Annotated in this window: 22 protein-coding genes; 2 read left to right on the top strand and 20 right to left on the bottom strand. The window is 45.9% G+C overall.

Going from position 1 to position 25641, the window contains the following annotated elements:
- The first annotated feature begins 76 nt into the window (after nucleotides 1-76).
- On the top strand, nucleotides 77-1867 hold the full coding sequence (locus tag MKY48_RS14780; RefSeq protein ID WP_339272889.1) for a hypothetical protein: 1791 nt from the start codon (nucleotides 77-79) through the stop codon (nucleotides 1865-1867).
- Nucleotides 1868-1983: 116 nt separating this feature from the next.
- On the opposite strand, the gene MKY48_RS14775 is transcribed toward MKY48_RS14780, so the two are convergent.
- From MKY48_RS14775 to MKY48_RS14735, 9 genes are all read right to left on the bottom strand, one after another.
- On the bottom strand, nucleotides 1984-2832 hold the full coding sequence (locus MKY48_RS14775; protein ID WP_339272888.1) for a DNA alkylation repair protein: 849 nt from the start codon (nucleotides 2830-2832) through the stop codon (nucleotides 1984-1986).
- 90 nt (nucleotides 2833-2922) lie between these two features.
- Nucleotides 2923-3603, bottom strand: coding sequence for a Crp/Fnr family transcriptional regulator (locus MKY48_RS14770; RefSeq protein WP_339272887.1), 681 nt, complete (start codon nucleotides 3601-3603; stop codon nucleotides 2923-2925).
- A gap of 159 nt (nucleotides 3604-3762) precedes the next feature.
- Nucleotides 3763-4113 carry a DUF2512 family protein gene (locus tag MKY48_RS14765; protein ID WP_339272885.1) on the bottom strand — a complete coding sequence of 117 codons (351 nt, stop codon included), beginning with the start codon at nucleotides 4111-4113 and terminating at the stop codon, nucleotides 3763-3765.
- Nucleotides 4114-4158: 45 nt separating this feature from the next.
- On the bottom strand, nucleotides 4159-5631 hold the full coding sequence (locus tag MKY48_RS14760; RefSeq protein ID WP_339272884.1) for a HAMP domain-containing sensor histidine kinase: 1473 nt from the start codon (nucleotides 5629-5631) through the stop codon (nucleotides 4159-4161).
- 3 nt (nucleotides 5632-5634) lie between these two features.
- Complete coding sequence (locus MKY48_RS14755; RefSeq protein WP_339272883.1) at nucleotides 5635-6342, bottom strand: response regulator transcription factor; 708 nt, start codon at nucleotides 6340-6342, stop codon at nucleotides 5635-5637.
- A gap of 94 nt (nucleotides 6343-6436) precedes the next feature.
- Nucleotides 6437-8641, bottom strand: a complete 2205-nt coding sequence (locus MKY48_RS14750) for a M1 family metallopeptidase (protein WP_339272881.1) — start codon at nucleotides 8639-8641, stop codon at nucleotides 6437-6439.
- Nucleotides 8642-8667: 26 nt separating this feature from the next.
- The gene (locus tag MKY48_RS14745) at nucleotides 8668-9033 is read right to left on the bottom strand and encodes a YxeA family protein (protein ID WP_339272880.1); all 366 of its coding nucleotides are present in this window, start codon (nucleotides 9031-9033) and stop codon (nucleotides 8668-8670) included.
- A 22-nt stretch (nucleotides 9034-9055) separates the two neighbouring features.
- Entirely contained in the window at nucleotides 9056-10987 is a 1932-nt protein-coding gene (locus MKY48_RS14740) for an ABC transporter permease (RefSeq protein WP_339273503.1), read from the bottom strand.
- Entirely contained in the window at nucleotides 10974-11741 is a 768-nt protein-coding gene (locus MKY48_RS14735) for an ABC transporter ATP-binding protein (protein WP_339272879.1), read from the bottom strand. Before MKY48_RS14735 ends, MKY48_RS14740 begins: the two co-directional genes overlap by 14 nt.
- Before the next feature lie 561 nt (nucleotides 11742-12302).
- Between MKY48_RS14735 and glsA the strand changes: the two genes are divergently transcribed.
- Entirely contained in the window at nucleotides 12303-13241 is a 939-nt protein-coding gene (glsA, locus tag MKY48_RS14730; protein WP_339273502.1) for a glutaminase A, read from the top strand.
- 138 nt (nucleotides 13242-13379) lie between these two features.
- Here the strand turns inward: glsA and MKY48_RS14725 are convergent, their stop codons facing one another.
- The 11 genes from MKY48_RS14725 to MKY48_RS14675 all read right to left on the bottom strand — a co-directional run bounded on the left by MKY48_RS14725 (nucleotide 13380) and on the right by MKY48_RS14675 (nucleotide 25439).
- A complete protein-coding gene (locus tag MKY48_RS14725; protein ID WP_339272878.1) occupies nucleotides 13380-14057 on the bottom strand; it encodes a serine/threonine protein kinase in 678 nt (225 codons plus the stop codon).
- A gap of 151 nt (nucleotides 14058-14208) precedes the next feature.
- Nucleotides 14209-17937 (bottom strand): amino acid adenylation domain-containing protein, encoded by a 3729-nt coding sequence (locus MKY48_RS14720; protein WP_339272876.1) that lies wholly within the window; start codon nucleotides 17935-17937, stop codon nucleotides 14209-14211.
- A 54-nt stretch (nucleotides 17938-17991) separates the two neighbouring features.
- The gene (locus MKY48_RS14715) at nucleotides 17992-19764 is read right to left on the bottom strand and encodes a HAMP domain-containing methyl-accepting chemotaxis protein (RefSeq protein WP_339293312.1); all 1773 of its coding nucleotides are present in this window, start codon (nucleotides 19762-19764) and stop codon (nucleotides 17992-17994) included.
- 508 nt (nucleotides 19765-20272) lie between these two features.
- Complete coding sequence (locus MKY48_RS14710) at nucleotides 20273-20692, bottom strand: GNAT family N-acetyltransferase (protein WP_339272873.1); 420 nt, start codon at nucleotides 20690-20692, stop codon at nucleotides 20273-20275.
- A 98-nt stretch (nucleotides 20693-20790) separates the two neighbouring features.
- Nucleotides 20791-21123, bottom strand: a complete 333-nt coding sequence (locus MKY48_RS14705; protein ID WP_339272871.1) for a thioredoxin family protein — start codon at nucleotides 21121-21123, stop codon at nucleotides 20791-20793.
- Nucleotides 21124-21163: 40 nt separating this feature from the next.
- Complete coding sequence (gene ytxJ, locus MKY48_RS14700; protein ID WP_339293311.1) at nucleotides 21164-21502, bottom strand: bacillithiol system redox-active protein YtxJ; 339 nt, start codon at nucleotides 21500-21502, stop codon at nucleotides 21164-21166.
- Between the two features lie 138 nt (nucleotides 21503-21640).
- A complete protein-coding gene (locus MKY48_RS14695; protein WP_339293310.1) occupies nucleotides 21641-22621 on the bottom strand; it encodes a hypothetical protein in 981 nt (326 codons plus the stop codon).
- Nucleotides 22588-23052 carry an RNA polymerase sigma factor gene (locus tag MKY48_RS14690; protein WP_339293511.1) on the bottom strand — a complete coding sequence of 155 codons (465 nt, stop codon included), beginning with the start codon at nucleotides 23050-23052 and terminating at the stop codon, nucleotides 22588-22590. Before MKY48_RS14690 ends, MKY48_RS14695 begins: the two co-directional genes overlap by 34 nt.
- Before the next feature lie 286 nt (nucleotides 23053-23338).
- On the bottom strand, nucleotides 23339-24067 hold the full coding sequence (locus tag MKY48_RS14685; protein ID WP_339293309.1) for a class I SAM-dependent methyltransferase: 729 nt from the start codon (nucleotides 24065-24067) through the stop codon (nucleotides 23339-23341).
- Between the two features lie 24 nt (nucleotides 24068-24091).
- Complete coding sequence (locus tag MKY48_RS14680; protein ID WP_339272867.1) at nucleotides 24092-24979, bottom strand: YwqG family protein; 888 nt, start codon at nucleotides 24977-24979, stop codon at nucleotides 24092-24094.
- Between the two features lie 76 nt (nucleotides 24980-25055).
- Nucleotides 25056-25439: a hypothetical protein gene (locus tag MKY48_RS14675; protein ID WP_339293308.1), complete on the bottom strand. Its 384-nt coding sequence runs from the start codon at nucleotides 25437-25439 to the stop codon at nucleotides 25056-25058.
- Nucleotides 25440-25641 lie beyond the last annotated feature (202 nt).

The raw sequence follows: 25641 nt of genomic DNA, 5'->3' as shown, positions 1-25641 counted from the left end.
AGGTATCAATGCTATAATAACCCCGTTTACTAAATAGAGAATACGCGGAGTTCTCGTAGAGAAACGGAGGGAAAACATGAAAGTGAAAGGTTACCCGCTGCTTGCCAGTCTCTTGGCTGTCATGCTTCTGGTGGGGCTTCATACCCCGGCTTATGGGGAAAATGCTACAAAAAAAGCAACTTGGATCTGGCAGACGGATCTGATTCAGGATGGCGGCGAAGAACTTCTTCGTTTTTCCAGAGAAGAGGGAATTAATCTAATCTTCTTACAGATTGATCGTCAACTGCCGTCTGAAATTTACGAGGCATTTATACAACGTGCGCATGAGAATCAAATCGCAGTGCATGCTTTAGGTGGAGATCCAAGATGGGCCCTCACCGAACATCGGGAAGATATGCTCGGACTCGCGGATTGGGTGGTGAACTATAACGGCAAGGTTTCGGCCGGTGCCCGATTTGACGGAATCCATCTTGATATAGAGCCGTATGTACTTGCCCAGTGGGAGGACGAGAAGGACAAGATCATCAGCACTTGGGAACAAAATCTGGAGGTGTTCCTGAATCAAGTGTCCGGAAACGAGCTGGAACTCGGAATCGACATCCCCTTCTGGTTTGATCAATACTCCTTGGAGAATGGCACCAATCTGAATGAGTGGCTGATCCGTACATTTGACCATGTTACCGTGATGGCCTACCGGAACGAAGTAGAATCCGAGCATGGAATACTGGAACTGACGCGAGATGAGCTTGAGCTTGCCAACAGGCTTGGTAAGCAGATTCTTATTGGGGTTAACACGAAGGAAATGCCGGGCGAGTCTCACACCAGCTTTTATGGACATGGTAAGGACAGAATGAACGAGAAACTGGAGCATCTGTCGGGTGTGCTCGGTTCATATGCATCCTTTGCCGGGATCGCTATCCACGATATCCGCAACTGGCAAAACATGTCCGATGATGGGAGCGTACCGCCAGACGATAACGAACCTACTTCCCCATCACCGGACCCCGATCCGAATCCTGAACCGGGAGAAGGCGGTCGCGTGCCAGATGCGGATCCGGTTACACGGGACCCTATCGTAAGAGGCACGTATATATGGGAAGCTCATGAAGTGATTCAGAACAGTCAGGAAATTCTTGATTTTGCGAAAGAGAAAAACTTGAACTGGCTGTATGTAAGACTGGACCTGGAGCAACCGTACAGTTCGTACTCTTCGTTTGTTAAACAAGCGGCTGCTGCCGGAATCGAAGTTCATGCCCTGGGTGGTCATCCGATATGGGCACTTGAGGAGAACCGACCCAGAATGCTGCGATTGGTTAATTACGTAAAGAACTACAACCGCGCAGTGGAAGGCAATGAACGTTTTCATGGCATTCATTTGGACATTGAGCCTTATGTGCTGCCTGCGTGGAGGGAAAATTCGCAGCAGGTTATTTCCGAATGGACCGCGAATCTGGATGCCTTTGTTACGGAATTGAAAAAGGACTCCAATCTGGAAGCAAGTATGGATATGGCTGTGTGGCTGGATAAATACAAAGTTACCGGTCAAGATATGTCGCTCAGCAAGTGGATGATCAACCGAATGGACCATGTTTCACTCATGGCCTTCCGGGATGTAGCGGAAGGATCGAACGGGATTGTCGCAGTCTCTAAGGAAGAGATTGCATTTGCCGATGAATTGGGCAAACCGATCAAGATTTCCGTCGAGATCAAAGCCAGCCATGAAGGCGATCATATTTCCTTCTATGAAGAAGGAGCAGCTTACATGGAGGAAGAGCTTGCCAAGCTGCCTGATTTATTGAAGGATTCACCTTCCTTTACCGGTAGCGTGGTGCATGCGTATACTTATTGGAAGAATGCTAAGCCTTAAGAGGTAAGAAACTGAATAACCCCATCGCTCTTGAACGAGCAATGGGGTTATTTTATTGACGCGTTAGGAGGCGTAACTCGCTCTTATCAACAGGGGGGGCATAAAACGTCATAGTCTCATGTACTCTTCTTCGCAAGCGTTCTCTGGGCTCGCTTTACGATGCGCTCGGTTTCCTTGGTTCCGGAAGATGACTGCCACTCCCGGCATAGCTGAATCACCCAATCCGGATTCGTTTTACTGGCATCATTAAGCCAATTCGCTACAGAATCCTGCACATATTTGACCGAATCGGATTTCACCGCATCCAATAGCGGCCGAGCAATGTCCGGGTTCTCTTTTAGTTCGGCAATATGTTTGGCCCAGACGCCTTGCGGGCGAATCACTTCAATTGCAAATCTCCTAATGTACATATTCTTGTCATGAACCCAAGACGATAACAAACGTATAGATTGCCTTAATTCGCTCGCGACAGAATCCCTAACAGCCATCCATGATATTTCACGCACGCCAAAATGTTCATCTGCTGCAAACGCCTTTATTCGGTCCAGCTTCTGTTCAAGGTCCAGCTGATCTAACCCAACCATATAGGCTGCCCAGCAGCGAACGCTGTCTGAACGGTGTTTAGACAGACTGTTTACGATATCAAATTGTTCAGTCTTCGGCATTTGCTCCTGCAGATTCATCCAGGAATCGGCAATCGCCGGGATGATTTTTGTCACCTTGTCTTCAATCTGAACCAACCTCGATAACATTTCATCTCGCTGTTTTTGTAATCCAAACTCGTCCAATACATTTTTCAGCAAGTTCAAGTGATCTACGGCAAGCCATTCTGTCAAATTCACCGTTTCCAATCGCCCTTGCTGTAGTAGCACCTTAACTTCTTCAGGAACCTCACTCACCTTACGAGCACCTTTCCTGTGCAATAATGCACGGTCTATCGATATCTCTTCATCGTTGATTTCCATCCCGATCCAGTCTCCTTAATCTATTATATAAGTTACAGAATAAACGGGATCCAGATCAATGGATGTAATGCAGCTTACAACTTACGTTGTTCAGCTCAATCTCGTCATGGCGTAATCCCGATGAATGTAAATCGTTCGAAATCCGGTCTTGATCACTTTCGCTTCCGATAGCTCTTTTAATACCAATGTGACAGCCTCCCGAGTTGCTCCGACCAAATTCGCAACTTCTTGATGCGTCAGTGGCAGATCGATTCTATAGTACTCGCCGCTACCCTCCAGATCAAATTGATTGGACAGGTTTACGATCACGTGCAGGATTTTTTCATGTAGTTTACCCAACGCCAGGTTTTGCGCAAGACTGCTCATATGTACCAAACGGTCACTCAAGACCTTCATCATATTGAGCATGAATTGAGGGTGTTCGATCAGAAAGTTCTCAAATCGCCGCTGATCGATCATACAGATATCGCATTCTACCAGCGTTTCAATGAATACCTCCCGTGTACCGAGCGATAAACCGTTTAATTCACCAAACACATTCCCTTCGCCCAATATGTCCAGCGTAAATTGCTTTCCTTCTGTGTTTAACCTGTACAAGCGAACTCTACCCTTTTTCACAAAGTATAATCGTTCCGTGAAGGTTTGCGGTGTTTGTATGAATGTATGTTTAGGATAGATTGTAATGGAGGTTAGCTCATCCATCACGACCAAATCATCTTTCGATAAGGAATGAAGCAAGTTGAATTGCGACAGATATTGAATGTTACTCATGATTTACCTCCGAGATCATATGCCCGCATAGGCTCTTTCATGTATTGTATAATTTTTCTGCTGCTAGTGGCCACCCATCTAGCAATATCATGGCAAAAAAGCCTGATTTCTCAGGCTTCATCATATACGCATATTTATCGATATAAGGTTTCACCGTGGTTACGAAGCCCGCCGTCTCTTTTCAAACAAATGCTCGCCCCTGACCCACATATGATATAAATACTCGAAGCTTCCCGCAAGTACTGCAATCAGCAGGACCTCCGAGAAATCAAGGGTCCAGTTCGCAACACCGCCAATAATCCACAGCACTATAAATACCAATCCGGCATCGGCAATCGTTGCCATCATATTGCTGGTACGTGGCAGAATAAATAAATCTCCCACCAAATAAGCAACGATGCCAATTCCTAATGCCGTCAATATAGCCCCTGTGAACGAAGCATCGGTAAGTGCAACCAGCAGTGCCGTAATCAAAACTCCATGCACCAATAACTTAACAAGCAGTTTCATAAGCGATACACTCCTTTTGCGGTAGTGTATCCCTTTTGCGTGTTTTTACTCCTGACCCTGGTCCCTAACCGTGGGAAAACCCTCATTCATATCGGCGCTGTTCCGAACCAGTTTGATTTCCATAACCGTGCCGTGGCCAAGCGTGCTATGAACCTGAATATGTCCTCCATGCGCGATCACAATGTCATGTGTAATAGCCATGCCAAGACCTGACCCTTTATGGAGTTCCCCCGTATTGGTCCCACGGTAATATCGATCGAAGATTCTTCCGAGCTCCTCCTGCTTAATGCCTTTTCCATTATCCTCCACACGAATCAGGATATGCTCTTCATTCTTCTCGACCTGGACCTTGATCGAAATATCCTCACGGTTATGAACTATCGCATTATAGATCAGATTGGTGATTGCTCTACGTATCAGAATATCGTCAACCTCGATTTTAATGACTTCATGACTGCTGCTAAAATCAATGTCCCGGTTGGCGTATCTCGGGTCATTCAGGGTATCGATCACGACATTGCGTACCAGGCTTACGAGGTTTACATTTTTCTTATTCAACGTCAGCTTTTTATTCCTCAAGCGGGTCGACAGATTCAAGTCCTCGATTACGTCTCGCAAATATTTGGACTTTCCTTCGATGATCCCGGCATAATCCCGTATTTCATCCATCGAGAACTGATATTCCGTGTCCTTTATCATCTCCGCATAGCCTTGAATCGAAGCAAGAGGCGTTTTGATATCATGCGAGATATTGCCGATCCATTCTTCCTTCATCGCATCCAATTTCTTTCTTTCCTTCTCGCTTGATTTCAGCTCTTGAGCCAAAAAATTGATATTGGCAAACACGTCCTTATATATCCCTTTAGGTTGATGATAGACGTTATAATTACGGCTAGCCAAACGCTTAATGCTGTCAATTAAGATAAACATGGGTTTGGTCAGCCGCTTGCTGAAGATATAAGCGATACATAAGGCGATGAATCCGTCAACGATGATGATGGACACACTAAATACCTTAAACATCTGTGCGAAGTTCCGTGAATCGATGGTTAACACTTGCCGCTCCAAGTATGGAGTCGTAAATCCAATCAAGTAACTGTAACGATGTTCGAAGCCTGTCTTTTCGCCAATAAAGACGGTCGAAAGCACTTCCTTCTCGACATACTTATAAATCTGCACAATATCGATGGGGGCGTACTTTGTTTTGGCTTCTTCCGGAGCAAGATAGCGGTAGATTTCCCCACCATCCTCATCCAGAATTTGTACCCATGCCTGATTCTTCTCCAAAATCTCCTTGCCCTTCTCGCTTATCGAAGCCCCCGATTCCGATATTACGATATGTTCCTGGAAGGATCTGGATATCGATTCTGCTGAGGTTTGCCGATTTAAAAGCGGGAAATCCTCATTCACCGATTGTAGAACGAATAAGCCGATAATCACCACGATGTTCATAATAATAACGATGACGACGATAAGAACCACGGAGACCAGATACCTGCCGGTCAGCTTCCACTTCATCCCTTATTCATCCTCTACGACAAACTTATACCCAAGGCCTTTTACCGTAAGGAGATACCGGGGATTGGAAGGGTCCTCTTCTATTTTCTCCCGCAGCCTCCTGATGTGAACCATCACGGTATTATCAAATCCGAAGAATTCCTCACCCCATACCTGATCATATAAACTTTCCTTGCTGATGATCTGGCCCGGATGTTTAAGCAGCAGCGTAAGCAATCCCAGCTCTTTCGGTTTTAGTGGAATGACCTTGCCGTTCTTCTTCAGCTCCACCTTCTCTTCATCTAATTCAAAGGGGCCTTTCTTAATCACGCGATTCGGTTTATCCTCATGCTCAGAAACTTCCGGTCTCCGAAACCGGGCTTTGATCCGGTAAGCCACTTCCTTCGGACTAAAGGGCTTGGTAATATAGTCGTCGCCGCCGATGGCGAAACCCAGGATTTTATCAATCTCTTCGGTCTTGGCCGATAAGAAGAATATCGGAACATTGGAGACGCTGCGTATTTTCTTGCATACCTCGTATCCTTCTCCGTCCGGAAGCATGATATCCAGAATGACAAGATCGGGCTGCCACTTCTGGAATTCAAGCCATGCTGCTTCCGCTGTTGCTGCGGTATATACCTGATCGATGCCTTCCTTGATCAGCACGGTTTGAAGAAGCCTGACAATATCCGCCTCGTCATCAACGACAAGTACCTTTTGATCAAACGCCAATTCGTTCACCCCCTGCTATAACCAACATTTTTCCCTCCTGCCAGGCTGCTATTCAACAGCGTATGGAGCATCAGGAAGAAAACATACATCCAGCTTACTCCTCCGCAAAAAACTTCGATAGCGGGTTCTCCTCTTGTTTATCTAACACCACCTTGCCCTTCTTGTCCATCACATAGTACTGATAGAAAGCGCTCGTGAATCCAAGGGATTCCTGCATTTTCGCCATGTAGGTCTCGAAGACCTCATCACTTACATGATCTCCATTCCAGAAATAGTGCAGCATTAGGCGATTTTGATTGAATGGATGCTTGATCACATACGCCCCGGAAGCACTCGGTTGATTCATGGTATCCTTCCAGGCAAAGCCCATTTTGTTCACCCGCTCGATGATACCGGACTTCAGGGCCTGGATCACCCCGTTCGTTTTACCGTTGCCGATCACGATCAGATTGCTTGTCCCCAGTTCCTTCTTCAATTTCGTTTTCAACACCTGGCGATCCCGAATAACGTCATATTTCACTCCGCTGATATCAAGAAGCATCGTGAGCTGGTTCACCATGGCTTCTTGCTGTTTGCGTGTATGATTGCTTACTTGATCGCTCAGAACGATCGATAATGGCTCTCCCTGAAGGGCCTTCTCCATGATGCGACTCATCGTTTCGTAGGGCAAATCTGGAATTTGGGAAAGGGCTGATTGGTACAGCAATTGAAACTGATCATGCATATATGCGGTTTTCTCCTCTTCGGACAGTTGGTATTCAGGCTTAAGAACAAATCCCGGCTGATGTAGAGCCGTTGCCATTTCGTTTCGCGCCTCTTTTCCGAGCACGTCTTCAATCGTTTGGAGAAGTCCCTCAATGGTAGCATTTTTATATACATAGCGTTTGAAATATTCCTTCATAAAGCGGTCAAACTTCTCTTCGCCAACGGAACGGTACAATTGGTAGATCGCTTGGCGACCTTTCTCGTAATACACCGGGCTAGCCAAATCCCCCACCTCGTCATTGGTCGATGCAATGGCAAGCTCCATCTTGGAATCGTCAAATTGAATGGATTTAAAACCATTCAGCTTATCCCCCTGCTTCTCGGCAAAATACACCTTGGAAAAATCGGCAAAACCTTCGTCCAGGAAAGATTCCTTCTCCGAATCGTTTCCGATTAGAGCGTGGAACCACTGATGAGCGATTTCATGAACGAATACAGTGTCCTGCGCGGGATCGGCCTGGGTGTGAACCTGTCCCATCTGGATGACCCGTGAATATTCAATAGCCACACCCTCCACGTAAGACTCGACGATTCGGAATTCCGGATAAGGATAAGCACCATATTTATCGCTAAAAAATGCTATTGCTTTAAATGCCTGATCGATATACCGATCAATGACCTGTTTCTTTCCCGGTTCGTTATCAAAATAAAAATATTCGATCGTCAAGCCGTCGCGGGTCACACTATCCACTTTGAAATTGGGACTGGCAAAAAATACGAATTCCCTTGTATTGTTGGCAACAGTGGAAACAACCTTGCGGCCAGGTTCCACGTTATTCCGTGTCGTTATCGTGCCTGGCATCGCCACCTGATAAGCGTCGGGAACGTTGAACTCTACTTCATAATCTGCAGAAGTATAATAATCGCTTTCGAATGATGGACTGTAAGGGGTTGTATTCCATTGATGCTTCTCCTCGTCATAGACCGACAAAACCGGAAACCAGTGAGCGCCATTCACAATATCCTGGTAATAAGATAAGCGCTGCGAGCCATACGGAATGTTCAAAGAGAAGTCCATATGTACCGATATCGTTGCGCCCGGTTGAAGGGGCTCCTTTAATTGAATTGTCAAAGCCTGATCTTTATTATGGAACTCGAGAGCTTGGCTGTTAGCGTTGACTCCTTGAATATCAATGCCGCCGAGAAAATCTTCCGGTTTCTTATCCGGATTGTTCTTGCTGATTGCTTCGTTCGATCGTTTAAACATGGACGTCTGAGTCGATTTCGAACGGTTGGCATCGGCATAGGTATGGAATACCAGCTGATTCAACGTATCCTGACTGGTGTTTCGATAGGTAACCATGCTGCTTGCCTGCATGGTCATGTTCTTCTCGTTCAGTCTCGCCTGAATATGATATTGAATCGGCGCATGCGCTTCAACGCTCGCAGAGACTTGTGAAATTGTAGTCGGGGTACCTGCTTTTGCCGCTGCATGACCCGCGTTGATGAGCGGGCATGCAGTCAATGTCAATGCAAGTGAGCCAATAATAGCCTTTTTCGATAGGATCGTCGTTTTTTCTTTTACGTGAGTCATGTTATTCTCTCCCTCTGATATCGTCCTTATTTTCCTAACGTTTCCAGCTTCACCTTGGCTGGTTCCGGAAGCTCGTTTGCCTGTACCTCTTGATAGGAACTGACACCCTTTTCCTTGACGTATAAACGCAAGTACGCTTCTTTTCGCAGTTCTTTGTTCGCCCTAAAGGTTAACGTCTTCGCGTTCCCTTCTTTGTTGAAGCCTTCCAAGGTGTACTCATAGTAGATGTACTTCTCCCCGTTATCCGTTTTGTCTTCCACTTTGGTTCCATCTTGAATTTGCACATAATATTGATCCGTCCCGATGCGGTTAATGTTCACATTTTGAATAAATACAACAAATCCAATGAGGATGGCGACAAGAATGCCGCCGAAGATCATCGTTTTTTTCATGACTATACTCCTTTATGATAGGTTATTTAGTTTTGGTTACAATTTTATAGTAGGACCTAACGGTAACGACGTAATAGATCAAATAAACACAGGTATAGACGGCCATACAGATCACGACCGGAATCACAAGATTCATATGCAGAAGTTTGGACAACGCAGAAAGTGCGACAGCGCAGTGGGCAATGCCGGCAACGAGCGGTAAAGCAAAGATGAACAGCACTTGCTGGGCTATGCTCTTTTTAACCTCACGCCGATTTACGCCGATCTTGTTTAATATCTGATATCTTGCCTTATCCGAATTTGCCTCGGTTAATTGCTTGAAATATATGATGCTGCCAGTCGCCGTAAGGAACACAAGCCCCAGAAATCCTCCCATAAAAATCAACAGGCCTGACGCTTCCATTCCTCTCGCATAATCCTGATAATAGCTGGCAAATGACGCGCTTTCCGGCAAGATGCCTTCGAGATCCTCCGTCAGTTGCTTCGCTTTGTCTTGATTCGATATGCCATAGGCCTCCAGCATGATCGTGTTTGCTTGTTTCTCCAATTGCGCAAACCGTTCATCGCTTATAACGATAGTAGAATAGACTGTACCCAAGTTCAGCACGCTGTATTTCTTCAATTCCTTAAAGGTAATTGGCTGCTCCTGCTTGTCTGTTTTGAGCGAGACCGTAGAACCCACATACGTCGGTGAAATTCCTTCGTAATAGGCCGGGTCCAAGGCAACGGCCTCGTCTCCGCTTAATGTGATGGTGTCTTTGCGGTCCTGCATCTTCGCCAGCTCGTTAAAATCATGCTGGGAGATGACGCTGTATGATTGGATGTCATGCGAAAAAACATCGTTCAGCCCACTGACATCAGCATCCACTTCCAAGATAGGGACGGACGCATGATATAACAGCTCGTGCTGCGGAGTTGAGTCTATCAACTCGTCGGCTCGCTTGGTCACGCTGCTATCATGGGAGATCCACATCATGCTGTTGGGGTTCGCTTGCTGGGCATTGCTTGCATTACTGTAATAAAAGCTGTAAGCCGTCCCAACAGCAGTAAGTGTTGTCGCGCTAAGGACGGCAATGATCGTGAGCGTGCGCGCATTGCCTTTGATGCGATATAGAAGCTGGGAGACACCAATCATGTTCATCCCGTTCCAGAATCGGTTCTTGTTATTTCTGGATATTTTCAACAATGTCACGGTCAGGGTACTGAACAGCAGATATGTTCCGATAATCACCGTCGTCAGGATGACGAGTGGCGTTAGCATGAATCCCATCGCCGCCCAAGCCTTGGATTCCAGCAGGTTCTGCAGAGCAAGCCAATATCCGGTGCCTATGAATACCAGAGACAATACAGCGGTGATCCATGAAGCCTTCGGTTCCCGTTCTCCCTCCTGATCCGCATGAAACAACTCAATCAATTTGAACCGGTAGATCAATCGGTAACCCTGCAGTGACGTGATAAGCGTAATGATCATAAACACAATGGCGGTGTTGATGATGGCCGCAGGCGATATAGAAAAATTCGACACCGCATCATATCCCATGACCTTCATTAACAGGGATACAAAAAATCTCGTCAGCACGGAGCCCAGGGCAATCCCCGCCAGTAGAGCCAGCACACCCATCAGAAAGTTTTCATAAAATAACATTCGGCCGATCTGTTTCTTCCGAACACCGAGCAATGAATACAATCCGACTTCTTTCTTGCGCTTGCGAGTAAAGAAGGAATTGGAGTACCAGATGAATATAGCCACAAAGATGATCAGCACAACGGCGGCACCGCTAAAGGCCGAGCTGATTTTTGTCGACCCCTCCGTTGCGGACTGAATCGCAGTATCATATTTAAGTGAAACAAAAGTGAAGTAAATGACGATACTAAAAATCATCGAAGCAAAATATAAAAAGTAATTGGTGAAATTTTTGCGGATGTTTTTTCTGGCTATGCTAAACAGTGTCATCATGCTCACCCCCAAGTGCAGCCAGTACCTCCAGGATCTGATCAAAAAACACCTTGCGCAGTTGGTCTTCTCGATGAAGCTCCTGGTACAGCTGCCCGTCTTTTATAAAAATGACGCGTTTGCAGTAGCTTGCTGCATAAGCATCGTGAGTGACCATCATGATGGTGGCACGCTCTATCTCATTCAGTTTCTTTAAGCTTTGCAGCAGGTTGGTTGCCGACTTGGAATCCAGAGCCCCTGTCGGTTCATCCGCCAATATGAGGCTCGGATTGGCAACAATGGCGCGCGAGGCCGCGGTACGCTGCTTCTGACCACCCGAGATGTGATAAGGATATTTGTTTAAGATATCGCGAATCCCGAACGTATCGGCGATCTCGTTCACCCGTTTTTCAATCTCGGCTGCAGGCACCTTCGACAATGCCAGGGGAAGCAAAATATTTTCTTTGACGGTGAGCGTGTCCAGCAGGTTGTAGTCCTGAAAGATAAATCCTAGCTGATTCCGGCGAAAATCCGATAGCTGCTCCTCGTTCATCGATACGATATGTTGTCCGGCAATGGTAATATCCCCTGCCGACGGTGTATCGATCGTCGAGAAAATATTCAGCAGCGTGGATTTGCCTGCCCCGGAAGGTCCCATAATACCGACAAACTCACCTTCCTGAATTTCAAGATTGATGTCTTGCAATGCCGTATATTGATTTCCTTGAATACCAAATGTTTTTTCTACATGTTTTGCTTGTAATATGGTTGTCATATCGCGTTCTCCTTCAAGTCATCGTTAGTTAAGCACAGATGTAATTATAGAAGGCGAACCTTACACGATTTTTATACGAACCTTACATAAAGCTTAACAAACTTGTTGAGTGCACTTACACAAACATGCTGGCTCAGAACAAAACAAAAACCCGCTGCATGGACGGTCATGGCGGGCTATAACGTTCTATTATTTAAGTCTTCGGACTATTCTTCCTTTAACACCACAAAATCCTGCGGGTTCGAACGAATGAACAACCTGATTCGTTTCAAGCTATCGGGAGCGATCTCATTAAATCTCATGCGTACTACACGCTTTCTGAATCCTTGGCGTGGTCATAAAACACCCAGAACATGCACAAAGCCTGTTGGCTTCTGTTCAAACTTGAAATCGCCTGTGATTTGACGGAAGCTTTTTTCCGCGGATACCTAGAAGCGTTGATTCCACACAAGCCCATCCCAATCTTTCGTCATCCAACGTCTCAAAATCCGCTTGGTTCATCGTCACTAATGTCATTCAACTGCTGGCTAACTAGAATCCAAGAAAGGGGTTTACTACATGATGTCACCCGAAATCGAAACCATCCGGCAGCAGCTCCCCGGCTGGCTGGAAGCCAGCTTACCATGTGTCGGCAGAGGTAAAGTCGCCTCCTACATCCCCGAGCTGTCCAAAGCTCCCCATGATGCTTTGGGTATCACCTTAATGAACCCCCAGGGTGAATCCGTCACCGCCGGGGACTGCGGGCTGCGTTTTACGATGCAGAGCATCTCCAAAGTGTTTACGCTGATATTGGCGCTGATGGACAATGGAGAGGATGCCGTCTTTAGCAAGGTCGGCATGGAGCCGACCGGAGACAACTTCAATTCCATGCTGAAGCTGGAGTTAGTCAGACCCGGCATTCCCTTCAATCCGATGATTAACGCAGGCGCGATTACCGTTTCTTCCTTAATTCGCGGAGACAGCCCGAACGAGAAATCCGACCGAATTCTTCAGTTCCTTAAAGAGCTAGCGGGCAACACTGATTTGGAATATGACTTGGGCGTTTACCGCTCCGAATCGGATACCGGGAATCTGAATCGCTCTATAGCATTCTTTCTAAAGGAAAACGGGGTTCTCAGCGGAGATGTTGAAAAGGTGTTAGAGGTGTATTTTCGGCACTGCTCCATCGCTGTGGATTGCGCCGATTTAGCCAGAATGGCATTGGTGCTAGCCTGCAACGGTTCGGATCCGCTAACCGGCAAAGCGCTCATACCGAGAAGATATGTTCAAATCGCCAAGACGTTCATGACGACATGTGGCATGTACAACGCATCAGGAGAATTCGCCATTCAGGTAGGCTTACCCGCCAAGAGCGGCGTTTCAGGGGGCATTTTAACTTTTGTGCCGGGACGTTATGGCATCGGCGTAGTAGGCCCTGCATTGAATAATAAAGGCAACAGCTATGCCGGCGTACATTTACTCCAGTCCATATCCCGCGAGATGGACTGGAGTATCTTCTAAATACAAAAATCCCCCTGGAGCAGTTACAGCTTCAAGAGGATTGAATCCGTCAAATATGTTCTGAAGATAGCACTTTGCTTCGTTTCGTTTGTTAAGAGGGGAATGCGCTCTTACCTGTTTCGAATGGGTCCCATTCTCCTATTTTCTGAAGAACAGTCGCCCAATCCGGTCTGCAAATTCCTGCATATTCACACTGGATGGATCAAGACGGTAATATCCGTTCTTCACGGCCTCCAATACCCAAAGCGGCAGCTTCTTGCCCTCAAGCAGCGGATATACGTTGTCGTAGGCCCACATAAGATGCTCCCATCGCTTGTCGTTTCCTTCCTGAATATACTCCGATACATCGAGCACCTTCCCTCTGCCTTCCTGCAGCAGTACATTCTTCAAATGAATATCCCGCGGGTTTAAGCCCTTGCTCCGCACAAAGGATCGTGCTGCCTCGACATCATCGATGACCTGCCTTGGAACGGACACACCATAGAGCAAACAGTCATACAGGGTTAATCCAGATTCATGGCTAATCGCCACATAACGCTCACCTGCCCCATAAAATGCAGGGAAATAGGGGCTGCCCACCAGCTCTTGATAGACCTTAATCTCCGCTTCTTTCTTAGGTAGCGCCTCCGCAGCATACAGTTTGAACGCGTAGGCCGGCAAAGGTTCGTATACGAATACTGCAGCATCCGTACCGATTCCGATGCAGCGCAGGTCATCCGATTCGCCTTCAATCGTGACAGGGTCGTTATCACCGTTCTTGGTAACTTCCATACAAGCCAGTGCAGTTTCTGCCTGCTTCCAATGTTCGTGATTCATAGGCCACCTCATTTGGTGTTACTGGACTTAAATCAGTATGATCGTACCACACTCACGTTTCAAAAAAAAATATTTGCCAGCGATGCCTGATCCTGACCACAAAAAAACCGCGAGAGCTTCTCGCGGTTTCATGCTTCTTGCCTACATATCGTTACTCCGGTTTCACGAAATATCCAATACCAGCGGCATACTCTATCATTTTTTCAAATAACAGCTTGTCCGGTACAGCACATTTTACCCCCGTGTGCTTAAGGAATTCCGATGTTTGCGGACAAGTATACCGGTAGATGGAATTCTTCGCTCCGTCGCCTTCGAACTGTGCCATCGCCAGCTCAAGGCCTTCCTTATCCTTCGGCTGCTGCGGATCCAATAACCATGCCTCGTATGCCTTCCAGTCCATCACTGAAATGTCATATCCATAGGCTTTAAAATGCCCCACCATGTCCTCATAAGGAATGGCAACCGGGTTGCAGATATGAAACACTCGCCCGACCGTTTCTTGCTGAAGCAGCAGAGCGGTAATGGCTTCCCCGGCATAGTTAATCGGCGTAATATCCACTTCCCATCTCACGCCAGGTGCTTTCTTCAACAGCAGCATCGCTTTCAGCATGCGGTAAAAAGCGTTGTTATCGATGTTTTTCTGGAATATTCCGTTCTCCGAGTTACAAGACAGATTCCCCACGCGATAAACCGCTGCCGGGATTCCTCTATCTGCACCGGCTTTAATGACCAGCTTCTCTGCCTCCAGCTTGCTGTTCGTATAGACATTCTCGATGATCGACTCTTCATATCCCGTTCCAGCAACGATGGCATCCCATTGACCACCCAGTGCCAAATCTTCAGGGATCCCAAGCGTAGATATAAAGTGGAATCGGATATGAGGTCTTCTCTGAGCCAAAGCCAACAAGCGGTCCGTACTCTCCACATTCACTCGCGCAAAATAGTCGGAATCGCCAAAATGCTTCACTTCAGCTCCGCAATGAATGATGGAATCGATGCGCGCTTCAATCAATGCACGGTCTTGTGCTCCGAGCCCGAGAAACTCCTGCTCCAAGTCGCCCTGAATCGCGATCACCCTTTTATCCATACGAGTCTTGACCTCTTCGCCAAAATATCCGGTCATGATCTGCTCAAGGCGAGCATAGGGCTCCATCAGCTTCGACGGTCGAACTAGGCAGTACACGGTAGCGGTCGATTGTTTCAGCAGTTCATTCAGCAGATGTGATCCCAAATATCCCGTCGCGCCTGTCAGCAAAATATGCTGCTGGGTATAGATAGGTTGTCCCGAACCCTGGTTGATAGGGAATGAGGTCGGATACTCAGCCAAATCCTGAATAGGAAGATCCCTATTCTCTGTTTGATCGGATGGAATCGTCTGCTGACCCAGTTCCTCTACTCTCTCCGCCAATTTTGCAATCGTCGGATAAACAAAGAAATCATTGATCTTCAACTGTGGATATTGCGGCTTAAGAAGCACTAGAATCTCCAGGATTTTCAGAGAATAACCGCCAATATCGAAGAAATCGTCATGGATGCCGATTTTGGTTTGTCCGAGTGCTCTTTCCCAGGCTGCAGCAATATCCCGCTGAATATCATTAACCGGTGCCTCGTAGTGGGAGTCATCCTCTTCCATCTCCATCGACAATTCGTACAATGCCAGCTTCTTACGATCAATCTTACCGGTCGGGGATAGTGGCATCTCTTCTACAAAACACATGTATTTAGGAACCATGTAACTAGGTACTTTCTGACTTAAAAATTGCACCAAATCCTTAGCAGAAGCTGCCTGTCCATCATGGGTTGTATAGAATGCCGCTAACATTTTGGTTCCGTCCTCGTCCATTCTCGGAATGACCGCGATATCCTTTACGCTTTCATGCTTCGCCAGATTATCCTCGATCTCTCCAATCTCGATCCGGAAGCCTCTGATCTTCACCTGTGAATCTTTTCGTCCCCGGTATTCTACTTGTCCGTTCGGCAGCAGGCGAACCAAATCTCCGGATCGGTAGTATTGTTTCCCGGATTCCGGTGTTAACGGGTCCAGAATAAAGGCTTCTTTGGTTTTCTCAGGCTGATTCAGATACCCTTTGGCTACGCCGACCGAGCAGATCAGCAGCTCTCCGGTTACGCAGGTTGGACATAACTCATTATGTTCATTCACAATATACAATTCATAGTTGGCAAATGGCGTCCCGATATACACGGTGGCCAGATCGTCCGGAACCGCATAATCCACGACATGCCCTGTTGCTACAACCGTCGTTTCCGTTGGGCCGTACAGATTCACGATTGGAATCTGCAGCTTCTTCTGGAACATACGAACGGTTTCTCCGGCCAAAGCTTCTCCACCAACCACGATTGTTTTAACGTTGCGGTATTTGTGAGTATCTTCCATAGGCAAATACGCTGCCAATTGGTTAAAAAACACCGTAGGCAATATCGCAACTCGAGTTGCTTTGGTATCTGCCACAGCCTCCGTAAAGGCGTCTATGGAGAAACGCTGCTCATCGGAGAGAAGATGCAGTCGTGAACCGCAAGCCAGCGATCCGAATATATCGTAAACGGAAGCATCAAAGCTGAAGGTGGAATATTGAAGAATGATATCTTGTTCACTCATCTGTAATTTCTCTTGATTGGCCAGTGCCAAGTTCACGACACCTTGATGGGCGATTAAAGCGCCTTTCGGTTTGCCCGTCGAACCAGAGGTATAGATGATATAAGCCAAATCATCACCTTCAACGCGGACACCACAGGCTTCATCCGAGTATGAAAGGAATTTATCATCAAGACAGAAGTATTCTGGCTTCGGTTGAAAACCTGCCAGGAGCCCATCCAGCTTTGCTGTGAAATCCTGATGTGTAAGAATGATCGCCGATTCGGTATCCTCGATAATATAGGCATTTCTTTCATCTGGATGTGATGGATCCAGCGGGATATAGGCTCCACCGGCCTTGAGCACACCGAGCATACTAACAACCGTATCCAGGCCCCTCTTCATAAATATCGAGACGAATTGGCCTTTACGCAGCCCCTTGTCTAGAAGCATATGTGAGATTTGGTTTGACAACCGGTCAAGCTGTTCATACGTGACTTGCTCATGATCCGACGATAGTGCAATTCTCTCTGGAAATTTCTTCACAATGGAAGCGAGCATTGACACAATGGTAGGATCTTCCGGCAGATCCTGCTTCGTGTCATTGAGAATTGTGTACGCGTTCCGGTCCTCTTCTGTCAGCATAGGCAAACGGCTAACCGGCATGTCCGCATGCTCAAGAGCCGCGCAAGCAAGCAGCTCAAAATGCCTACTGAATTTTCCGATCGTTTCTTCTTTATACAAAGGCCGTGCATAGGATACATAGAGTGTCCACTCGTCCTTCTTCTCTTCCTGAACCATCCAGTTCAGCCCGCTGGAACTATAGGCATAACCCTTCCCGTTACTGCCATAGACCGTTTGGAGAGTGAGCGATTGACCGGTGAAGCCTTCTATATCCTCAAGCGAAAAGCTGCTTCCTTCAATCTGCTCCATTTTGGCGGAAACTTGCTCATAAATCTGTGCGAATGAATCGCTACCGCTTAAGTTAACTCTCAGCGGAAGGAGATTGCCCTTCTCATTGTTCACGCCGATCAGCAAATCGGTATCGTGAGTCATTCGGTACAGAAATACGACATAGCTTGTGAGCATCCATGCCTTCATGTCATATGAATCGTGGAACTGCTTGATCTTACCGGTTTCGATATGAAGGTTAATCACCATATGATCAAGCTCTTGCTGCTGAAGATGCGCTGGACCATCGGTGTACAGATAGAATCCCGGTAAAGGTAGCTGCAGTTCATTCAACCAATATTCTTTGCCTTGTTCGATCATCAATGTTGTATTCAAAGGTTTCAGCTCCATCTTTTTTCTCTACTGTTTCTGTCCTCGTAGTACTACACACTACACATGCAATTTGTTTACAAGGGCCTCCAGCTCAGCGGAAACCTGGTTAATCTGCTCCGCAGACTCGAAGATTTTGGCAAAGGATGCCTGCTGTTCCTGGCTACTAATCCGGATCTCACCCGACACAGACGAGTTTCTCTCTGCGAGCTCAGCCAGTTGTTTAATCGCTGCCGTAATCTGTTCGGTCTCGGCAACCATTTGCTGGGTAGCTGCAGACACCTCTTGAATTTGACTGGTCACTGTATCGGTTGCCACCAGCATGCCTTTAAACAGCTCACCGGTTTCTTTGACAACCTCAATTCCCTTGGCGACGTTTTGTTCCCCTTCGCTGATGGCTTCTACCGCAGATGCCGTTTCATCCTGAATGTATCGAACCAATTCAATGATTTGGTCTGCGGATTTTCTTGATTCCTCCGAAAGTTTCTTAACTTCGCTGGCGACCACAGCAAAACCGCGGCCCTCTTCGCCCGCTCTTGCCGCTTCGATTCCGGCATTGAGTGATAACAGATTTGTCTGAGAGGAAATTTCGGTAATAACCTGCACGATCTGACCGATCTCATTTGAACGGTTCTGAAGCTTTTCGATGATATTCACCGAGTTTTTAACCGAATGATCAATCGAATTCATCTGCTCGATCACCTGCTCCACATTGTGATTACCGCGTTCCGATTGCTCCTTCATATGCACGGATATCTCGGAAAGATCCGATGTATTGCCGGCAATCGTTGATACGCCAGATGAGATTTCCTCAAGTGAAACCACGCTTTCGGTAATGGAAGTGCTCTGCAGCGCAACTCGTTCCGACATTTCCTCCATATTTTTAGTAATGGCGGAAGACTTGTTATTATTGACTTCCACAGCCGAGAAGAGGAATTTAGACTGCTCTGCAGAGTGCTCCGATACCGTTTTGATCGTTGTGACAAGTTCATTAATTTGATTAACGGTCATATTGAACTTGGCATTGACCTGCCCCAGCTCATCATCGCCAGCTTTTAATTGGACGGTGAAGTCACCTTTGCTCAGCTTGTCCAGCGCCCCCATTAATGCTTGGATCGGTGCGAAGGTACGTCTAATGGTGAAGTACTGCAGTACTAATACGATCAGCAAGGTAATCAGCAGCGCAAAAACCGTATTGATGATCAACGTCTGCTTCCCGGTATCGATTAAGCTTGCATCCACGTCGATTCCCAAGTAAGCAAAAATTTCGCCGCTGGCATCCTGGAAAGGATGCAGCACGGTGATCCAGGTACCATAATTGTCTGTATAACCTTTGGTGTAGACGGTTTTTTTCGTTTTCAGCATCTCTCTCACGGCGTCGGCATGGATCTCCGGTTGTTCGTATAAGTCGCCCAGATTCAAATCTTCCTCGGCAAACATATCAAGCACTGCCGTCGGCATGGCAATAATCGAGGTCTTGTTACCACCCTCGAGCTCCGGTCCAAATATATAGCCTTGTGCGATGTTGGGATGACTTAGAGATAGTTCATCAAACGTTTTGGTAAGTTTTTTTTGGATATCCGCATTGCGGTCGGTTTGACCTTTCACTGCTTGAGCATCTTCCGTCGATACGGACTTAACCAAGGTATCCATAATTTTTCCCGAATCGGATTGCAGCTGCTTCGTTAGCACGAAATCCTGGATATAATAGCTAGAACCAATCACGATAACACCTGTAATAATGATATACAGGCTCGTCCATAACATGTTTCTTGTAACAATACTCAGATTCTTAAAACGCAGTCCTTTTGAGAACGTTTTTGGCTCACTCACTTGGTGTCTCTCCTTTGATATCTCTTATGTATTTTCCATATAAAATAGGGATTTCATTAGCGAACCTGTTCGCATCACCTACTTTCCTGGAAACATTGAATATTTCCGCAATCTTTCATGAATACATTACATTTTTCAAAAATGTTCATCTTGAATGAACCGCGTTCCCCCTCCATCAATATTCTGACATAGGCTCACTTCACAAAATGGTTTTGTTAAGTGAAATTCCAGTTCAATAGATCCATATTCACGTTATGATTCCATAACCATTGCATCTTTTGTACTATTTATAGATCGGCATTTATCCGAATATTTTTAATACTTTAGTAACAACAACTTGCAAAAAAACCCCTGTTTTCGACAATTAATCGAATTTTTATGTTCCTTCAGTTTTTGAAATCAGCACGTAGTTTCCTATCATTTTGAGCACGCAAAAAGACCGCGATTTACGCGGTCCTCTTCAGTATAAATTGCATTGAATACTGGTTTCCCAGTTTTCTTCTACGCGTTATCTGAATTCCATAACCCAATACTTTTCGCCGTGCTTCTCTTCCTCAACCACTCTTTCCCAGCCGTTGTTTTCGTAGAATTTCAGCGCCTTGTGATTTGCGGATACACACTTCAATCGGATCGGCTTTCTCATGCTCTCAATCGCAGCATCAAGCAATTGTCTACCCACTCCCTTGCCAGCATGATCCGGGTGAACGAATAAATGATGGATAAAGTTGTCTGGCAAATATAGCGCAGTAAATCCAAGGATAATCGTATTTTCCTCTGCCAATAGTATAAATTCTTTTTCCGTTTGCTTATCAAAATCGCCCAACGCCATCTCGTTTGCATCCGCCCAATGAAAATTTTCACGTCGTGATGCCAAGAATATTTCCCTAAGCTCAGGGTAATCCTCAAGCTTAGCCTCTCTTATCTTCAAATACCCCACACTCGCTTTCAATCAAGAAGATACGTTCCTAAATAATTGTTGTACTCATAAGTTCAGCTTCATACCATCATGACTCGATACAAAGGCAGCTAGCTAAGGAGATCCATCAAGTTTTCCAATTTCCGTTCTAACGCGCCAAACTGTACAAATCGATCTTCTCTCAGAAGCTCTTTTCCTTCAACGAACAAGAGAAGGGCCGGTGCCGTGAAAATCAAATATCTTGAGGCTATCTCCCCTACTGCTTCGCCCTGGATATGTCCCAATGAAATGCGCGGAAACCGGTCTAACAGCACTCTTAGCTTGGGTAATATGGCATGGCACACACTGCAATCTTGTCTCGATACGTATAAAAAACTGAACGTGTGGTTGTCAATAAACCGTTCTATGGCGTCTATCGACGTCAGTTCTTCCATTTCTTTCATCTGTTGCACCTTACTTTCATGAATAGCTCTATGCCGATATTCAGTCTAATACCGCTGATATGTGCGCAGACGTAACCGCCCAGTGTGAAGCCGTCCAATATTTCATTTGATCCTTCACGTAGATAATTTGCGGCGATTCATGCTTTACGTTCAAATCCTCGGCAATTTTATTGGAAACCGGGCGGGATTCAATGACTTTAACCAGTGTGTAATCCACATCGCCGTTTGGCGCCTTTTTCAAGTAAGATTCAAACTCCGAAAGAGCATTTGAGCTAACCGGACAAGTCGTACTATGCTTCAAAATAACTTGGCCGCGCTCGGAAGATTTTTTCAGAATCGTTTCCCATTCTTCTATTGTCGTAATTTCATTCCATTGCATGTGATTTTCTCCCCTTTGATGTGATATAACTCATTGCTTCTATTATATAACTAATAGCTATTATACACGTAAACTCGACTAGTTTTCATGTTTAGAGTTCATCTTCAACCGATCGAATCCTATTTCAAATCCATCTCATTAGTCAATAATCATACTCTCTGCCATTGCCTTCAGATCTTTCTTAGTCATTAGACTTTTTACATTTACTATAATGGTATATACGATGTTTTGTTTACTATCATACCAACTGATCCTATCTCCATCTGCCTCATTCTGGAGATAAATAGCTTCAACATGTTTCAGCTGTATTTTCTCGGAAGAGGCATCAAGAGACTTCGTTAAGCTTGCACCTTGACCATACGCTGCCATGATCGATACAGCCGTGTCGCTCTTGCCATCGGATAGGTATACAATGGAGTTGAAGGCCTTCGACCAATCCAGCTTCTCTACAAACAGCTTATCTCCACTCTTGGATGGATTGGCCTCATTCATCAATCTTTGTTCTAATTCTACGTATTTTACACGATCCTTTTCTCCTGAAGGTGCAGGTCCAAAAGGAAAAACTTGACCATAAGCGAATTTCACGCCTTTGGGAAGATAACCAGGCATCTCTAGGTTGGGTGCCGAGGTACGAACAAGTTCCTTTTGAAAATCTTCATAGGTACGATAGTCATTTGGATGATATTCAAATTTTATAGGATTTACCGTATCATACCCGTTGTCCTTATTAATGTAATCATCCTTGATGTAATATGCGGCCAGCTCTCCGGGCTTCAGCATGGATCTTACCCTCGTTCTGTATTCCTCCAGTAGATTGCTCAGTTTGGCTGGCAGCCCTGATGACGACGGATCGGCTGTTTTTAGAACAATTTCTCCTTTGCTATTAAAAATTTGAATATGCCCGGTTGCTGCATATGCAGTGAACGAGACTAGTAATACAGACGAAATCATGATAGACATTACGGTTTTTCGCTTGAAAGATCGGAATCCTGAACGACTTTTATGCTGCTCGTCCTCAATATGTTGTCTGACTCTTGAAACAAATTCAACATCACGAAAATGACTGTCCGGTACAGAATGCTGCCTCAACTCTTCGATTGGATCAACGATGTTTCCCATTGTTCTTCCTCCTTCCATTTATTCATGGCTTCCTTCAGTTTTATTCTGATTCGGGTTATCTTTTTTCGGACGGCTTCCGATGTCTTTCCTGTTATTTCACTTATTTCTGCATACGACTTGTCGTGAAATGCATACAGAATTAATAAGCTTCTGTCCTCTACCGTAAGATCCACCAGTGCTCTCCTTAGCGGTTCGCTGAATGTCCCTCTTAAGTACTCCTGCTCTGCGCTTTCGGCGAAAATCTGTCCTTTCCACAATCTTCCCAGCTTCTGCGATAATTGCCGCCGGTGAATTACATTCAGACAATGATGGTAAGCGATCTTATATAACCATGCATTAAAGCTGACCGAAGGCTTATACTTTGTGATCGATTTGTATGCCTTCAAGAAGATTTCCTGCACTGCGTCCTCTGCTTCCTGTTCGCTACCCAGTAGTCGGCAGCAGTAAATATAGATTTGGCGCTGGTACTCACTTACGATAGGAATAAACGCCTCGGCATGCCCTTCCTGAATCTGTTGAACATATTTTTCAATCGTTTCAGCGTTTATGACTCTTCCCCTCCTCTCTAATAACTTGGATACCTATATAACCATGCAGCAAACGAAAAGCGGACATTATTCGGAATAATCGGCCCATTAAATATATGACGGAGGCCATATGACCACAAAAAGAACCGCGATGGACGCGGTTCCCCTATGAATACGTATGGATTCCAAGTTACGATTTATTAGCTTTCACAATCAGAAAATGAGGGTTCGTCATTAGGCGATCAAACCATTTGGCCACCCATTCCGCAGCTTCCGGATTGTCCCAATGCGCTAAACTGGGCTGCGGCTCAACGATCTGTTCGATTCTAAACCGAGATGAAGTTACATTGATGATTTCTTGAATCGGTCTTCTATAGAAAGTAACCTCTACGGGTCCAGACTCCTGTTTGTTCCAAACCTCCGTCAATAACTCACGAGCAAAGTAGTCTGTTCGGTCAAAATGTTTAACATCCATAAAAGGATGATGAACGGAGAAAATCAAACTTCCACCAGGTTTCAGCACTCGCTGAAATTCGCGAAAGGTCGGCGTCCAATCCTCGATGTAGTGAAGCGTCAATGAACTTACGATAAGATCAAACGCCTCATCTTCAAAGGGCAGGTCTTCGGTTATATCACATGCAAATACAGTCGCTTCATTGCCGACTCGTCTCTTACAGGCTTCTACCATCGCCGGGCTCAGATCAACCGCTGTAACCCTGGCCCCTCGTATAATAAATTGCTCCGTATACCATCCTGCGGCACAACCAGCATCTAGGACGGTCATTTGCTCCATATCCGCCGGTAACACTTTGAGCATGGCTGGCCTTTCGTAATAAGCATTATGCCCGCTCTGCGAATCAACATGTCTTTCGTAGTCTCCAGCCAGCTTATCGTATGCCTCAATGACCTTCTCCTTCATGGATCATCCCCCCATATATTGTGCTCAGCTTGAGTACAGCGAACAATACGTGCGTTCGAAATTTCTGGCCAGCAAGTCCTCTTTTCGGATGAAAAATTGCAGTTCACCCGCATCCCACCAGCAAAATCCTATTTCGTCGTCCGAATCGATGGCCAGCAGCAGCAGTGTATCCCGAATCTCCTGCTGAGCCTGTTCCGCGTTGCCGCCGCAATGATCGGCAATCTGCTGCACAGCCGCCTCCATGGAGTAATTGTACTCTGATCCCGTTAACAGCATTAAAGCAGCCTCGTGCTCACAATCTCCATGCTGGGTAGAAGGGTAGCCAAAGATCGTCGCGATGTCGTCAGAATCCTGCCCCGTCAATTGATGACACAGATCCTCGTAAGATTCAAAATCATGCTCATCATCCTCGACAAGCTCATCATCCACATAAGCGTAATTCGGGGGCTCAAGTGTGGCTCTTGCTTCAATACGGTAGCCTGCGAATTCTTCATCTAACGCGGTCCCCTCAGGCGCCCGGCATCGACTAGCGGCCGCTGTCTGATCCTCGGCCAGATACAACACCCGGTGTTCAATGTTATAAGCAGGTTCATCAACGCCAACGAAGAAATACAGAACTCCGCTATGCGGAAGTGAAGCCGTGGCATCGTGAGCTGCCAAATCCCTCAACTGCAGCTGTGCCAAAAACGTCATCGGTGTACCATCCGAAGTCAGCGGCCATTCCATTCCTTCAGGAAGATCGGGGTCTCCGCCAATCCGTGAATTGCACGAGCTGGCATAGTCCTCCTCTCCCTGTTTGGATAAACGTATGCCTTGCCGAGTATGTTCGATCAAATAGTCTGCTGCATGTTCAAATTCGTGCTCTTGGATGATATTTTGCATCTTGATCAAGTTGTGTTCATTTAGCTTCATAGTTTAGTTCCTCTTCTTTTCAATAAATTAGAATGTTATGAGAATTACGATAATGTCCGGGAATCGTGATCTTCCTCTACTCTTCCTTAAAGAGATCTTCAATGATCGACTTGTCATAGCCATTAACCATCCTGTAGCTCCAGGAATATTTTTTATGCAATCTTCTATTCGGAGATATCTTGATAATATTCGGTTCTGTAAAATATATGACGAAGGGGGTGTACTCGACATTAACCCAGATCATGTACTCCGTACCTCTTCCATAATTTTCAGTTTTCCACAATTTCGCATTAGAGAAGCTATTTATAATTCGATCTATAGTGGCCGGGTCGGTAATTTCCACACTATTTTCATCATCGTATGGACTGCCCATTTTCTCAATTCTTATGTAACTAATCTTCTCTGTATCATAAACCTGATCGCTCATCAGCTCTTTAAAGGAAGTACTGGATTGAATCAATGAATAGACGACTCCAGTCAGTACGATCAATGCAACCACAACAAAAAAGACTCGCCATGACCTGTCACTCATCACGATTCCGTCTTGAAAACCTAAGGAATTCGGGCTTTTTCATAAGCGTATTTTTCATATCACCCTCCATTGCACATATATAATAAATAAATTCCCTTCATTGATAAGCTTAGCACCTATCACTATATAA

It is taken from the genome of Paenibacillus sp. FSL W8-0187 (assembly GCF_037969755.1).
Classification (GTDB): domain Bacteria; phylum Bacillota; class Bacilli; order Paenibacillales; family Paenibacillaceae; genus Paenibacillus_AQ.
The sequence above is the reverse complement of the archived record's forward strand: the minus strand, read 5'-3'. Positions and strand labels throughout refer to the sequence as shown.